We start from the raw sequence: 15,144 nt of genomic DNA, 5'->3' as shown, positions 1-15,144 counted from the left end.
TCGAGATGAAACGGCCGCGCAGATGTCAGCAAGTGGGCTAAAGCAGTTGGGAAACTTAACGGCAATAGCAAGTCTAAGCAAATGCGGTCTGATGACCGATTTGGGTTTAATGACAAGAGACCTCTGCAAAAGCGATTGTTTTTGCAGAGGTCTCGAACTTTTTATGTTGTTTCTTACCCCGAACCGGCATCTTATTTGTGCTTGATCGTACTGCAAAACCGCCGAAATTACTGACCAATTTCGGCGGCTTTGCTCACCAATTTCGCCGAAATTGCCAAATAGTTTCCGTCTAATGACAAAACAACTTGTTGTCAACTCGTAACAGAACGTATGTCAATAAAAAATATATGCAGATGATACCATGCGGAATTACTTTCGCAGAGGTCTTGACGGGTTTTATATAAATAGACTTTGTAAGGTTGAGAAACCGTTTACGAGTACAACGTGATGGTAATTTATGGAACCCGCATTATTACACGGAACAAATTTAACCTGATGCCCGATTTGCAACTATTATCATACAAGATGTTCCACAAGGTCGGCACGTTCGCCGGGTAAAAGGTCGATTACGGGAATTTCGATCATAGTATAACAACCGGGCTGCTGCCGCATTGATGCCCGGGCAACATTTACGAGAATCTGTCCGGTAAGTGCAGGGTTGTTAATGCTCATGTTAAATTCCATACGTTGGTTCTGTGTGTTCCCGCTTACTCCTTTTCTTATAAGGTTCACTCCGTGCCCCATGTCGCGCAGTTCGTCAACCGATGGCACGGCAATTATGTGCGTATCATCGTTGGCAAAGTATGGGTCGGCTTTTATTTCTGCTGTTGCCTCTTCAAGTTTTGCACCCTCTTCAAGTTCTATATATACCATGCGACGGTGTATTCCCTCGCCGAGGGGTATTGTCATTGAAAGTGCATTTTTTACACCTTTCTTTGTACGTGCGCATACAGAGTGCCCCATTGACATTCCCGGACCGAAGTTGGTGTATGTTATTCCTTTTGGTGCAAGGCTCTGCATCATGGTACGCACCACGCTGTCAGACCCCGGATCCCAACCGGCAGCAATGATACTTACCGTACCGGTATTCTTGTTTATTTTCATAAGTCTCTCGCGGTAGCCGCGTATTTCCGTGTGTATGTCGAACGAGTCAACGGTGTTTATCCCCAAAGGCAGAATCTTGTTAGCATATTCTTCGCAACTGCGTGTCGGTGTGGAAAGTATTGCCACGTCAACATCTTTCAGTTCGGCAATGTCTTTTACAACATCATATCGTGCCAATAATGCCGGTTTGTTCTCTGCTCCGTTGCGCCTTACGATGCCGGCGACTTCAAAATCCGGCGCCGCCTCGAGAGCTTCGAGTGTGTAACGTCCGATGTTTCCGTATCCTACTACGGCCGCTCTTATCTTCTTCATTGTTTCTTTCTTTATTTTTTATTACTCGTTGCAAAAGTATATAATTATGCCCAAAAACAAAATAAAACAAAGGAAAAATTACAATAATGCAATAAAAAGGGAGAGACGTGCGTTAATAATGATGTATATATACAAAAGTAATGATAAATGATTGAATACTTGAAAGGTGAACTTGTCGAAGTCACTCCCGCCTTGGTAGTGATGGAAGTTCACGGAGTGGGATACGGATTGAATATATCGCTCAACACATACAGTGCCGTTCAAGGTAAAAAGGAGGCGCGACTGTGGGTGTATGAGGCTATACGCGATGATGCATATTTGTTGTTCGGATTCGCCACGAAAAAAGAACGTGAGATGTTCTTGTTGCTCATATCGGTGTCCGGCGTCGGTGCAAATACGGCACGAATGATACTCTCGGAAATGACAGTCGCAGAAATTTGCAATGTCATATCTTCGGGAAACGAACGTATGTTGAAAAGCGTAAAGGGTATCGGGTTACGAACCGCGCAGCGCATAATAGTTGACTTGAAAGATAAAATAGTGTCATCAGGCATAGCCGAGGAAATTACCGTGGCAACCGGAGAGCAGATTGCAGTACTCTCAAATCCGGTAAAGGACGAGGCGGTAGGGGCACTGACCATGCTGGGATTCGCTCCCGCACCATCGGCGAAGGTGGTTGTCGCAATACTAAAAGAACAGCCGGAACTGCCCGTGGAAAAAGTGGTAAAATTGGCGTTGAAGCAGATAAAGTAGATTTTAGGTGGATTCTATAAATAAACATTGTAAGATGGAGAGAACGTTTCCGGGTACAAACATGATTGCGGGAGAAAGAATAAAGCAGAAGGCATGATGGAACGAACAGATGCTTTGGAACGGAACATACCTCGAAAAGACAAAACGTTAACCACAATACAAACTTAATTTTAATGTGGTAATTTGTAGAGCACCATTCTAATAAATCAAGATGAACAACCTGAAGAAAATATACATATTATTATTGGCGACCGTAAGCATAAACATGCTTGCATGGAATGTCGCACCATTACTTCAGGACGATTTGACAAGAAACAGGGACAATAACCGCCGACAAAATTTGCCTGACGACAAAAACAAGAATAACGCAGGGAAAAACAATAAGGAAAAGGAAATTCGTGAACTTGTAATAGATGACGAGGACTCGATACCCGATTCGTTGCTCAATCCACGTTGGAAGATACAGCGCATATCGCCCATAACGTTTGACGACCTTAATCGTAACCCGACCGACTTGAAATTGCCGGAGAACATGAGGCATGACGTGGTGTATAACGATACACTCGACAGGTATGTAATAGGTTCGAAGATTGGCGATACTTATGTGAATGCGCCTATAATGATGACTCCCGAGGAGTATGCACGGTGGAGCGAAAAACTGGAACGTGACAGTTTCTATCGCTCGAAGAACAGCGATATATTACAAAAAGAAGGTAAGGAGAAATTCGATTTCAGCGACATGCATTTCGACTTGGGACCGGCAGAGAAGATTTTCGGTCCCGGAGGAGTGCGCATAAAAACACAGGGAACGGCAGAGCTGAAGTTCGGTGCGACTCTGAAAAACATAGACAATCCGTCGTTGCCGATACGTCACCGCAAGACAACGACGATGGATTTCGATGAGAAAATAAACCTTAACGTAAACGGAAAGGTGGGAGACAAGGTCAATATGAACCTTAACTACAACACCGATGCCACGTTCGATTTCGATGCCCAGAATATAAAACTGAAATATGAGGGAAAGGAAGACGAAATAATTAAATTAGTGGAAGGAGGCAATGTTTCGTTGCCAAGCAACTCTTCATTGGTAAGAGGAGCGTCGTCGTTGTTCGGAATCCGTACCGACTTGCAGTTCGGTCGCTTGAAACTTCAAACCGTATTGTCGCAGAAAAAGTCATCGTCGAAGAGCGTATCTTCGAGAGGCGGAGTGCAGTTGACACCTTTTGAGATCGATGCGGCAAACTATGAAGAGAACCGTCACTTCTTTCTTTCGTTCTATTTCCGCGACCGTTACGAAGCATCAATGCGCACATTGCCCAACCTTACAACCGGCGTGACACTCAACAGAATAGAGGTGTGGGTTACCAATAAAACGGGAACAACCACCAATACGCGCAATATCATTGCCATGACCAAACTTGCAGAGGGTGCCCCGGGTACCGTGCCGGCAAACTCGGCGAACAATATCTATTCCGATTTGACGACGATGTATGCCGGCGCGCGAGACATCGACATGTCATCGAGCGTTCTCGATGGTACGTTCACGGGAGGAACGGATTATGAGAAACTGCAGAGCGCACGGTTGTTAAATCCTTCGGAATACAGCGTTAACCAAGCATTGGGCTACATCTCGCTGCGCACGGCGTTACAGACCGACCAAGTGCTCGCCGTGGCATACGAATATACATACGGAGGGGTAACATATCAGGTGGGAGAGTTCGCGAGCGACATTACTGACGTATCGCAGGCCTTGTTCGTTAAGTCACTCAAGAATACCAGCAACAACCCGACACAGGCCAACTGGGATCTAATGATGAAGAATGTATATTATCTTGCTTCATCGGTAGAGAAAGACAAGTTTAAACTTGACGTTAAGTTTCAAAGCGATACCGCAGGAGTTTATCTGTCGTATATTCCGGAACCACAGGTAAAGAATCAAACGTTGATAAAGATTCTCGGAGCCGACCGCCTCGACAATAACATGAAAGCACATCCAAACGGGTATTTCGATTTCGTTGAAGGATATACCGTGAGCAACGGGCGTGTGTTCCTGCCGTCGGCGGAACCGTTCGGAAGTTACCTTTATAATTACCTTACACGGAAAGGAGTTGATGCAGCCGTGGCAAGCAAATACAGTTTCACGGAACTCTACGACTCCACGAAGACCGTGGCGAAACAGATTGCAGAGAAAGACAAGTATATACTTCAAGGGCAGTTCCGAGGAACTTCGGCAAACGTTATTTCGCTCGGTGCGTACAACGTTCCGCAAGGTTCGGTAGTGGTAACGGCAGGAGGAGTAACGCTGACCGAGGGGAGCGATTACAGCGTGGATTACTCGGCGGGAGAGGTTACGATACTTAATCAAAGCATCATTGATGCCGGAACATCGGTAAACGTGAGTCTTGAAAGTCTTAGCGACTATGCACAGGAACGAAAGACCATGATTGGTTTTAACTGGCAGTACGATTTCTCTAAAAATTTCCAACTTAGCGGAACGTTCCAACATCTTTCGGAACAAGCACTCACTACAAAAGTGGCAATGGGAAGCGAACCGCTGAACAATACCATTTGGGGTGTGAACCTTAACTGGAAGCATGAGAGCCAGTGGCTCACCAATCTTCTTGATAAAATTCCTTTCCTGCACTGCACGCAGCCGTCGCAGATTTCGTTCAACGGAGAGTTTGCACAACTTATCGCAGGCAAAGCAAAAGGTACGCAGGACAATGCGTCGTATCTTGATGATTTTGAGAATACCAAGAACTCAATTGACGTTAGCGCACCCACATCGTGGGTGATGTCGAGTGTGCCGACGATGTTTAAGGAATATAGTGACAAAACAACACTTGCCGGCGGATACAATCGTGCTTTGTTGTCGTGGTATAACATAGACAGACTGTTTACCAATCGCTCTTCATCGCTTACACCGGGGCACATCAAGAGCGACCTTAACCAACTTTCAAACCATTATGTACGCGAGGTGTATGTTGACGAACTTTATCCCAACCGCGACCAGAGCAGTTACAGTGGTGCGACATCAACATTGCCTGTACTCAATCTTGCTTTTTATCCGGCGGAACGCGGAGCATACAACTTCGACCCACAACTCAACAGCGACGGTACACTCCCTAATCCTCAACGACGATGGGGCGGCATGATGCGCAAACTTGACACCAACGATTTCGAGGCTGCCAACATAGAGTACATAGAGTTTTGGATGCTCGACCCGTTCATATATACACGTCAGGACGGAACGGCAGCGCGACACAGCGGTGATCTCTTCATCAACCTCGGAGAGATGAGCGAGGATATTCTGCGCGACGGAAAGAAATTCTATGAGAGTGGAATGCCGGTAGATGGCTCGCAGAGTTTTACCACAACGCAGTGGGGCAAGATACCCACTCAATCTACGGTGACATACGCATTTGCCACAACCAAAGGCTCGAGACAGTTGCAGGATGTGGGATACAACGGACTCACCAATCAGGAAGAGACAAGTTTTGCCACATATCAGAATTTCCTCAACACCGTGAGACAGAAAGTGACGGGACCGGCACTCGACAGCATCATGGCAGACCCCGCAAACGATGACTACCACTATTACCGCGGACGCGACCTCGACCAGATAGAGGCACCGATATTAAAGCGTTACAAGCGCGTGAACATGCCGCAAGGAAACTCGCCGGACAGTGATACGCGTACCGAGAGTTACGACACATCGTACAAAACCACACCCGATGTGGAGGACATAAACCAAGATTATACGCTCAACGAGTACGAGAAATATTTCCAGTACAGAGTTGCGATACACCCTGATTCTCTCATTGTGGGCGAGAATTTTATCGTTGACAAGCGTGAGACAACACGCAAACTTCGCAATGGAAACCGAGAGACGGTAAATTGGTATCAGTTCAGGATTCCCATACGCGAATTCACAAGCAGGGTTGGTAACATCTCCGATTTCTCTTCAATTCGTTTCATGCGTATGTTCATGACCGGTTTCGAACGTCCTGTGGTGTTGCGCTTCGGAAGTCTCGACCTCGTGCGAGGAGAGTGGCGCGTATATCAGCAGCAACTGGGAAGCGGCGGTTCGGGCAGAATGGCCGTCAGTGCCGTAAACATAGAGGAGAACAACGACAAGACTCCCGTAAACTATGTCCTACCTCCGGGAATACGGCGGGAGCAGGATCCGACGCAACCGCAACTTACCGAAAGCAATGAACAGGCACTGGCAATACAAGTAAACAATCTTTCGAACGAAGAGTCGAAAGCGGTTTATAAGAATACCACGATAGACTTGAGACAGTATAAGCGGTTGCAAATGTTCGTACATGCCAACTCGTTTGAGAACAATGTGACAAATCTTCGCGACAACCAACTTGCCGTGTTTGTAAGGCTTGGAAGCGACTATAAAAGCAATTACTACGAATATCTAATTCCTCTTAAACTTACTCCCGCAGGATTTTACGACCGTTATTCTGTGGCAGACTGTCGTGCGGTATGGCCGGAGGAGAACATGCTCGACATAGACCTACGCATATTTACAAACTTAAAGAAAGCGAGAAACATTGCGAAGGCCGGTGGTACAGCGTCTTATAACCGTGAGTATAGCGAGTATGACAACGACCGCCCGAACAACCGTGTCACGATAATGGGTAACCCGACGCTTGGCGAAATAAAGACAATGATTATCGGAGTGCGTAACCTTGACCAAAACAACAAGTCGGGCGAGGTGTGGATAAACGAACTCCGACTTCTGGAATACAATAACGAAGGAGGATGGGCGGCACAGGCTGCACTTAACTTACAGTTGAGTGATGTAGGCACGGTAAACGCAACGGGAAAGTATATGAGCGAAGGCTTCGGAGGTCTTGAAGAGGGAGTAATGGAGCGTTCGCAAGACAACTACAAGACATACAGTGTCACTGCAAACATAGAACTTGGCAAACTATTCCCCGACAAAGCAAAGGTCTCGGCACCTCTATACTATTCGGTGACAAAGGAAGAGAAGAGTCCAAAGTATAATCCCCTTGATACCGACATGCGTCTTGACAATGCACTCAACGCGGCAGGCAGCAAACATGAGCGCGACTCGATAGAGAGCATTGCGGTAACAAAGACCACAAACACCAACTTCTCGCTTTCCAACGTACGAGTAGGGATAGCAACAAAGGCGCACCCGATGCCATACGATCCGGCAAACTTTAGTTTCTCGTATAGTCACAGTCACCGTCGAACATCCGGAGAAACAACGGTTTATGAGACAGAGGACAACTGGCGCGGAGCAATGGGGTATAGTTATACACCGGTATATAAACCATTCGAACCGTTCAAGAAACTTATCAAAAGCAACAGCAAATGGTTTGACATACTGAAACGTTTCGGTTTCAACTGGCTTCCCCAAAACATTGCTTTCAACACCGAGATAACACGCAACTACTACGAGTTGCAGGAGCGTGACATGGAAGACCTGAGCGGCTCGCAACTGCCGCTGACTTTCAGTGAACAGTTCCTATGGAATCGTGATTTCTCAATACGATGGGATATAACGAAGAACTTGCACATGAATTTCCAAAGTGCGACACACGCAGAGATAGAAGAGCCATATACGCCAATCAATAAAGATTTGTACCCCGACCGTTATACCGCATGGAAAGACTCTGTAAAGACATCGCTGTGGCATTTCGGCTCGCCACTCGATTACAATCAGTCGTTCTCGTTATCTTATCAGTTGCCGCTTAATCTCATTCCAATATTCAACTGGGTTAATGCAGATGCCAACTACACATCTACTTACAGTTGGGTGCGTGGAACCGATCTCGAAGACGGCACATCGCTGGGAAACACTATCAGCAACAACCGCAATCTAAGCATTAACGGCTCGTTCAACATGGAGAGGCTGTACAATAATATTCCTTTCCTCAAAAAGACAAACGAGCGTTTCAACAAAATGGGAAATGATGTTTCCAAAAAGAAGCCTTCGAAGACAGAGAAAAATAATAATGAAAGCAATAAGGAAAAGACCGAATTGCCCAAAAATAAGAATACATTTGAGAAAGAGATAACTTTGATGCCCGATACTGTAATTACCGTGAATCATGGACGTAAATCGAAACGTCTCGTGGTTTCGGCAAGGACAAGCGATGGAAAGATTTTCCCACTTAAATATAAAAAGGTGGGGCAGGACCAGATAAAGATTACATCCAAGGTGGACTCCGCAACGACGTTGAAACTGACTGTTTATGCCAAACCTTCGCTTGAAGATAAAGGTTGGTATAAGACGGCTCAGTGTGTGGCACGTGTATTGATGATGGTACGTTCCGTAAGTTTGTCTTATCGCAATCAGTATTCGATGTCATTGCCGGGTTTCTTGCCTAATGTGGGTGATTTCCTCGGGCAACGTCGTGGAGACATAATGTCGCCGGGACTCGATTTCGCTTTCGGACTTACGGGCGACAGTTATCTTGAAAAAGCTGCAAGGAACGGATGGCTGCTCATGAACGACAGTGTTGCTACGCCGGCTACGATAAACAACAACATTGACCTTCAGTTGAGAATGACGCTTGAACCTGTTAAAAACCTTAAGATAGACCTCAATGCCGCACGTACCGAGAACCGTGCCAGCAGCATTCAATATATGTATGAGGGGCGGCCGACGACGCGTAGCGGCACATTTACAATGACGACAATATCGCTGAAGAGCGCATTCGAAAGCATAGGCTCGGCAAACAGCGGCTATCATTCTGCTACGTTCGAACATTTCTGTCGTTCTCTGGCAGGATTCCGTAACCGCATCGAGGCACAGTATGAGGGTGTGCCTTATCCTTCAAACTCTGCTCTCGCCGGCAAGAGATACTCTTCGGAGGGAACAGAAGGTCGGCTCGGAATATATAGTTCCGATGTGCTGATACCGGCTTTCCTGTCTGCATATACCGGCAGTGGCGGCTCGTCGCTTGACATTTTCCCGGTACTTGCAAAACTGTTGCCCAACTGGACGGTACGATACAGTGGTCTGTCGAGACTGCCTTGGTTCCGCGATGTATTCAAGAGCGTCAACCTGAACCACTCATACAAAAGCATCTACTCGGTGGGTTCTTACAGTACATACAGCACTTTCCAAGAGTATATGAACGGTTTGGGATTCATAAACGATGCCACTACATCGCTGCCAATTCCCTCGTCAATGTATAATGTTTCTTCTGTGAGTATTACCGAGTCTTTCTCTCCGTTGCTCGGAATAGATGTTACATTACAGAACAACATGACATGTAAACTTGAATACCGCAAGACCCGCAACCTGTCGCTTTCTATGACCAGCATACAACTTAGCGAGGCATATAGTAACGACTGGGTAATTGGTATGGGTTACAAGATAAACGATTTTAAGTTGTTCGGCGGAAGAAATCATCGAAAAGTGAAAACTCCAAAGAAAGGTGGCAACAACGATAAAGAAAACAACGGCAGCAAGCAACAAAACAATTCAAAGGGTAAAAGTATCAACCACGACCTTAATCTACGGCTTGACATAAGTTATCGCAGGCAGGCGGCCATCGTACGCGACATTGCCACCATGACAAGTTCGGCATCATCGGGCAATACGGCGTTCAAACTCGCATTCAATGCCGACTATACTCTCTCGCGACTGCTCACGATGAGTTTCTATTACGACTGTCAGACAAACACTCCGTTGCTTACATCGAGCAGTTATCCAACAACGACGCAGGACTTCGGATTCGCACTTAAGTTCTCGTTGACAAGATGACAAAAAGGTCTAATTTATAATCATCAAACAAAATGTTATCAAAAACAAAGATCATTTCATTATTGTTCGCAGTCTTGTTCACGCTCCCGTCATTGGCGGACGACAGTAAAGGGCTGCGACCCAAACTCATTGTAGGCATAGCGGTAGATCAGATGAGATGGGACTATCTCTATCGATTTTACAACGAATATACAACCGGAGGCTTCAGAAGAATGCTCTCCGAAGGATATTCTTTCGAAGATTGCCAAATAAACTATATTCCATCGGTTACGGCAGTAGGACATACTTCTGTTTACACCGGCTCTGTTCCGAGCATTCATGGCATTGCCGGCAACAATTTTCTTATTGATGGAAAATTTGTATATTGTACCGAGGATACTACCGTACAGACCGTTGGCAGCAAGACGAGAGCGGGCGAGATGTCGCCACGTAACATGCTTGCAACAACGATAGGAGACGAACTCAAGACTGCCACAAACTGGAAATCGAAAGTTATCGGTATCTCATTTAAAGACCGTGCTTCCATATTGCCGGCAGGACATTCGGCAGATGCAGCATATTGGTTCGACAAGAAGGAAATGTGTTTCATTACCTCAACTTATTACATGTCGTCGCTGCCTTCATGGGTAGAAGCATATAACAAAGAGATAGGCAGTGCGGTTAAAAAACTGAAGCCGATAGATACCGGCACACGAAAATTTACAAACACGGCAGACATAATACAATATTCGCCTTACGGAAACCTTATTGTGGAGGAAATGACAAAACACGCAATAGCAGGAGAGAAACTCGGTCAGCGCGGCGAGACAGACATGATTTGCATAAGTTTCTCGTGTACAGATATTGCAGGTCATGCTTTTGGTACACATTCAGAGATTGTACACAACATGTATATAGAACTCGACAAACAATTGGCCGACTTGTTTAACTATCTCGACCAAACAATAGGCAAGGGCGAATATGTCGCTTTTCTAACGGCAGATCATGGTGCGGCAAACGGAATATTGCAAAATCAGAAACATAAGATTCCATCAGACGGATTTTTCATCAACCGTGAAACAGAGGAAGTAAATAAATTCCTTGCATCGAAATATGCCGGACGGAAAGAACTCGTTGAGGGGATAATGGACTACAAGGTGGTAATAGACCGAAAGGCTGCTGCCGGTCTCGATTTCAATACATTAAAGGCAGACATCATGGAATACTTCACGAAACGTCCGTTGGTGTCACATGTGGTTGACCTTGACAACATCTCTGCTGCCAGTGTACCTTCTTACATTCGCGAAAAAATATATAACGGTTACAGCCGTGGACGCAGCGGCGACATTCAGTTGATATTGAAGCCCGCAGTATATGGCGTACGAGGAGAAATAGGAGAGGGTACTACTCATGGCTGTTGGAATCCGTACGATTGTCATATACCATTTGTTTTGATGGGGTGGGGTGTTCCGCACGGCTCATGTCCTACCGAGGTTCACATCACTGACATTGCTCCCACCGTATGCAATCTTGTACACATACAAATGCCGAGCGGCTGCATAGGTATGCCGAGAGCAATGGAATAAACGAATTTCAGGCAGAACTTCAAGTTAGGAGTTCTGTCTGAAATTTTTATGTGTTGAGCATTCAAAAGCAAATGTGAGACCTTTGAAGCATTCTGAAAGGGCTCCTCTTAGGGAGCCTTTAATTATTCAAAGGTCTCAAAAGAGGAATGAGAGTTCTTTTGTGTTTTATAAAAACAAACACCGAAAAGTTATTCCAATTTAACTTTTCGGTGAAGTGGGCTTTTTAAGGAACGACTGTGCAAGTATTTGCTTAGGGTAATGAGACTTGTTGAATAGCTTATTATAGTATGTTTACATTTAAATGTTTAACCTCGCTGATAATAAGGATAAATCGTCAACAGAATTCCTTTCATATCTTTCATGTAAAAACAATTTAAATCCATTTGCCAATTTTTGTTCTAAGAATTGATAAAATATGTTATGTACCCCCCTTTTATTGTAGGTTCTTATTATTCGTGTTCTGATCATATCTGAGTCTATCTTTTTGGCTGTTGACAAAAATCTTCTCAAAAATACAGAACTTATAGAATATACCATTTCTCTCTTTATAGTGCTATTTGCCGAGTTAGAGTTCTTGACTTTATTTATATTACCATTTAAGACCTCATAAACAGATACTCTCGGAAGAACCAATGACAAGACTTCTTTTTTATATTTGGAATGTGTAAATACAATAGTGTGGTCAAAGATAAGAGAATATTCTTTTAGTTGTTCTGGAAGTCTTCTAAGGTTATCTTTATCGCTTTTTATTTCAATAGCATAAGTTTCCCCCTGGTATAAAACTAATAGATCTGCAACCTTTCTACTTGTACCATACATTACTTCATTGCCAATGATGATTCCTGGGTATCGTCCAATGAGGTATTCTATAACAGTTATTTTTATCTCATCTGCTGGACGTGTAGTTAATGCCATAAGTTAAATTTTTAATCTCAAAATTTGCTGCACAATATGAGAATTCATACGAACTGAGATCCAAAATGATGGGGAAGCAGAAGGTGCATATCCTAATGAACATTTTATAATCTGCGAATATCCCCATTCGTCTATCCATTTCTAATGGGATTTATTGAACCGTAATCTTCATATACCACTTCAGAGTGTCGAGCTCTTACCATCTCGAACAAATCTATTTCTTTGAGATCAAAAGTATCACTATGGTCATCTCCTATTTCACTAATATTATTAGGAAATGTTGTAGAGCATATTATAATTGTATATCTTTTCTTGCCTAAAGTTTCTTTAATTTCTTGAACCTTTCTAATGCAAATTTCTGCAGGATTCTTGTAAGATGCAGCTAGAATACAACCACAATCAAGAAGTATAAGTAAATCATTAGAATTAGGCAAATATTTACTAATTAATTTAATATCATCTATAGCGATCTCATTTTCAAGAGAGAATCTATACATGAGCGTTTGGAAGACACTGCTTAACTTCTCAACTTGCCTTCTGATATTATCATCAAAAACTTCATCGTCATAATTCATAATAACAGAAGGAATTAATGACTGGAAATTGTATTCTGTTTTGAATGATGTGATTCTATTTACTCACTTGGAGTATCCATCATGAGGCTCAAAAAGTTCATCTATTTCCCTTGACGACAAATTAATATCAGAGGTCACATCTAGAGCAATAGAATGACTTTTAAAAATTTGGGCTACCTTTTCTAACTTTTTTTCGTATGGATAAATAAAATTAGGTTCTGTTTTCGAGCCAATATTTTTTCCACGTCCACGGGTAAGTTCTACTATTGGTAAAATTTTATTAAGATTGGAAGAAGAAAGATTTTGCATAGCTCTTAGCTCTGCATCACCTGTTTTAACTATAACACAATATTTTTTTCATCATTCCTTGGTTTTAAACCCCAACTGCTTTACTCTATACTGCATTGCAGCAGCTGACACACCTAAAAGATTAGCCAATTCTCCAACGTTTCGGATATTCCGATTAACAATTAACCCCATAACTTTATCTTCAGGCATTAATAATCTTGAAGCAAAATCATTTGCAGTTCTTTCGATATTATTATTAGATAATCCTCGAAAAAAAACGGTATCAATGAACTCTTCACTATCAGATTTGTGCAATACATAATGTGCTAACTCATGCCCAAGAGTAAATCTCTGACGATTTTTGTGATGCAATTTGTTTACACTTATTATCCACTTATCTCCTCTACGAGAAAGGGTTCCAGAAATAGATGGGTCTAATTGCGTATATGCAATATCAATATCAGGAAATAGGGTTATCAATCCTTCAATGTTAAGCTCATCCTCATTATATAAATTCCTCTCTTTAGCGGCATTAAGTAAACTCTCCACTGTAGTAAACAGCAGATTCTCATCTTTAGAATGTTCCTGAGACAAATACCTAAGTCTCCGAGTTCCTCGTGTACCCATTATTTACCCTCCCTTACCCTCTTCCATTTCTATTCCTTTTCCAAAAATAGATTCCTTTGCATGAAAATTTTCTTGTATCTCACCCAACTGTACCATAATATCTTTCTGTTTGCTGATAACATCCTCTATTAGAGAATTTTGAGAATCAAACTCTTCATAAGTAATAAACTCCCCAACAATACTCCCTGTAATAGACTCAACAATATCATTTCGTACATCTCGATAGTTTCTAAGCATTTCCTTTAGTTCTATACGAATGTCTGCTTTGAGCCTATTAGAAATATTATTTTGCTCTTTATCAATCTCTTTTACCTTGTCTTCAAACTTTCTTTCAAAGGTCTGTTTCATAGAAAAATACGTTCCAAATGTAAACAAGACAAACATGACGCCTAAGACCCCAACTAATGTGTCATAATATGAAGTAATGCGAGATGCAAATTCATCTGAAGTAATCAATTCTCCATTGCTCCTCATTTCTTTAAGGAACTTAGTTTTACTTATGTCTACTTTGTATATTCTTTTCTGATTATTAATAGATTGAACTAATTCGCTAGTATCGGATGATATATAAACTTTCCGTGTGGTCGCAAAGACATAGTTGTAAGGATTAAACCATAAAAAAAGCGCAGATATGCAAATGATAAACCCACTTAAAAATTTTAGGATTACCATTCTTTTTTCCAGACCACTATGATTTTTTTAAGAATAAATTCATACTAAATTATTTTTTTAACAAAATATCAGCGATATTGTCACAAAACGATTTCTCAATTATCATACAGTGGCAATATTACATTAGCATTTAAATATGCTGACCAATGTGCCTCTTTAAGGAAACCTTAAGATCTACATCCGCAGAAATTCTATTGCAAAGGTATAAAATATATTTAATTCTATGATAATAAAACTATAAAATAATTAGATATTATTTTTTAGACTTCCCGACTTGTAGAGTCAACCAGCAAGTGCAAAATTACAAAACGTTTTTGAAGAACTCGCATTTTGGTGTGGAAAAGTTTAATTTTTCCCTCGGTCTTTCGTTCAATTTCTTTTGTATTGACATAATTCTCTTGTCCGTATATTGATCAAACGAATCCTTTTTCGGTATATATTGTCTGATTAACTTGTTTGTATTCTCAACGGTTCTTTTTTGCCATGAAGAATATGTATCAGCGAAGTACACAGGTACGCCTAAGTATTTGGTGATGTCCTTATGTGCCGCAAATTCAGGTCCATTATCAGTGGT

The 15,144-nt window shown here is 42.7% G+C and carries 10 protein-coding genes; 3 read left to right on the top strand and 7 right to left on the bottom strand.

The window, feature by feature from the left end:
• Positions 1-516: 516 nt before the first annotated feature.
• Positions 517-1,416 carry a diaminopimelate dehydrogenase gene (locus tag EII32_RS02865; protein WP_125233952.1) on the bottom strand — a complete coding sequence of 300 codons (900 nt, stop codon included), beginning with the start codon at positions 1,414-1,416 and terminating at the stop codon, positions 517-519.
• Positions 1,417-1,563: 147 nt separating this feature from the next.
• On the opposite strand from EII32_RS02865, the gene ruvA reads away from it, so the two are divergent.
• The 3 genes from ruvA to EII32_RS02850 all read left to right on the top strand — a co-directional run bounded on the left by ruvA (position 1,564) and on the right by EII32_RS02850 (position 11,493).
• A complete protein-coding gene (gene ruvA, locus EII32_RS02860) occupies positions 1,564-2,169 on the top strand; it encodes a Holliday junction branch migration protein RuvA (RefSeq protein WP_125233951.1) in 606 nt (201 codons plus the stop codon).
• 211 nt (positions 2,170-2,380) lie between these two features.
• On the top strand, positions 2,381-9,928 hold the full coding sequence (sprA, locus tag EII32_RS02855) for a cell surface protein SprA (RefSeq protein ID WP_125233950.1): 7,548 nt from the start codon (positions 2,381-2,383) through the stop codon (positions 9,926-9,928).
• 32 nt (positions 9,929-9,960) lie between these two features.
• Entirely contained in the window at positions 9,961-11,493 is a 1,533-nt protein-coding gene (locus EII32_RS02850; RefSeq protein ID WP_125233949.1) for an alkaline phosphatase family protein, read from the top strand.
• 297 nt (positions 11,494-11,790) lie between these two features.
• On the opposite strand, the gene EII32_RS02845 is transcribed toward EII32_RS02850, so the two are convergent.
• The 6 genes from EII32_RS02845 to EII32_RS02815 form a co-directional block, all read right to left on the bottom strand.
• Positions 11,791-12,408 carry a sce7726 family protein gene (locus EII32_RS02845; RefSeq protein ID WP_148096814.1) on the bottom strand — a complete coding sequence of 206 codons (618 nt, stop codon included), beginning with the start codon at positions 12,406-12,408 and terminating at the stop codon, positions 11,791-11,793.
• Positions 12,409-12,539: 131 nt separating this feature from the next.
• A complete protein-coding gene (locus EII32_RS12820; protein WP_410524564.1) occupies positions 12,540-12,998 on the bottom strand; it encodes a beta family protein in 459 nt (152 codons plus the stop codon).
• 48 nt (positions 12,999-13,046) lie between these two features.
• Complete coding sequence (locus tag EII32_RS12815) at positions 13,047-13,292, bottom strand: hypothetical protein (protein WP_125233947.1); 246 nt, start codon at positions 13,290-13,292, stop codon at positions 13,047-13,049.
• Between the two features lie 51 nt (positions 13,293-13,343).
• Positions 13,344-13,865 (bottom strand): ImmA/IrrE family metallo-endopeptidase, encoded by a 522-nt coding sequence (locus EII32_RS02825; RefSeq protein ID WP_158611113.1) that lies wholly within the window; start codon positions 13,863-13,865, stop codon positions 13,344-13,346.
• A gap of 36 nt (positions 13,866-13,901) precedes the next feature.
• Positions 13,902-14,570 (bottom strand): hypothetical protein, encoded by a 669-nt coding sequence (locus EII32_RS02820; protein WP_125233945.1) that lies wholly within the window; start codon positions 14,568-14,570, stop codon positions 13,902-13,904.
• Between the two features lie 301 nt (positions 14,571-14,871).
• Positions 14,872-15,144, bottom strand: a 273-nt coding sequence (locus EII32_RS02815; RefSeq protein WP_125233944.1) for an IS30 family transposase, incomplete at its 5' end; no start/stop codon positions are given.

The organism is Prevotella sp. OH937_COT-195, from assembly GCF_003932845.1.
In the GTDB taxonomy this organism is placed as follows: Bacteria; Bacteroidota; Bacteroidia; order Bacteroidales; family Bacteroidaceae; genus Prevotella.
Note: the sequence above shows the minus strand (reverse complement) of the source record. Positions and strands in the feature narration are given on the sequence as shown.

Excerpts from the sequence above, each read along its gene's own strand:
- EII32_RS02865 (WP_125233952.1), bottom strand. The coding sequence starts at position 1,416 with ATGAAGAAGATAAGAGCGGCCGTAGTAGGATACGGAAACATCGGACGT.
- ruvA (WP_125233951.1), top strand. The coding sequence starts at position 1,564 with ATGATTGAATACTTGAAAGGTGAACTTGTCGAAGTCACTCCCGCCTTG.
- sprA (WP_125233950.1), top strand. The coding sequence starts at position 2,381 with ATGAACAACCTGAAGAAAATATACATATTATTATTGGCGACCGTAAGC.
- EII32_RS02850 (WP_125233949.1), top strand. The coding sequence starts at position 9,961 with ATGTTATCAAAAACAAAGATCATTTCATTATTGTTCGCAGTCTTGTTC.
- EII32_RS02845 (WP_148096814.1), bottom strand. The coding sequence starts at position 12,408 with ATGGCATTAACTACACGTCCAGCAGATGAGATAAAAATAACTGTTATA.
- EII32_RS12815 (WP_125233947.1), bottom strand. The coding sequence starts at position 13,292 with ATGCAAAATCTTTCTTCTTCCAATCTTAATAAAATTTTACCAATAGTA.
- EII32_RS02820 (WP_125233945.1), bottom strand. The coding sequence starts at position 14,570 with ATGGTAATCCTAAAATTTTTAAGTGGGTTTATCATTTGCATATCTGCG.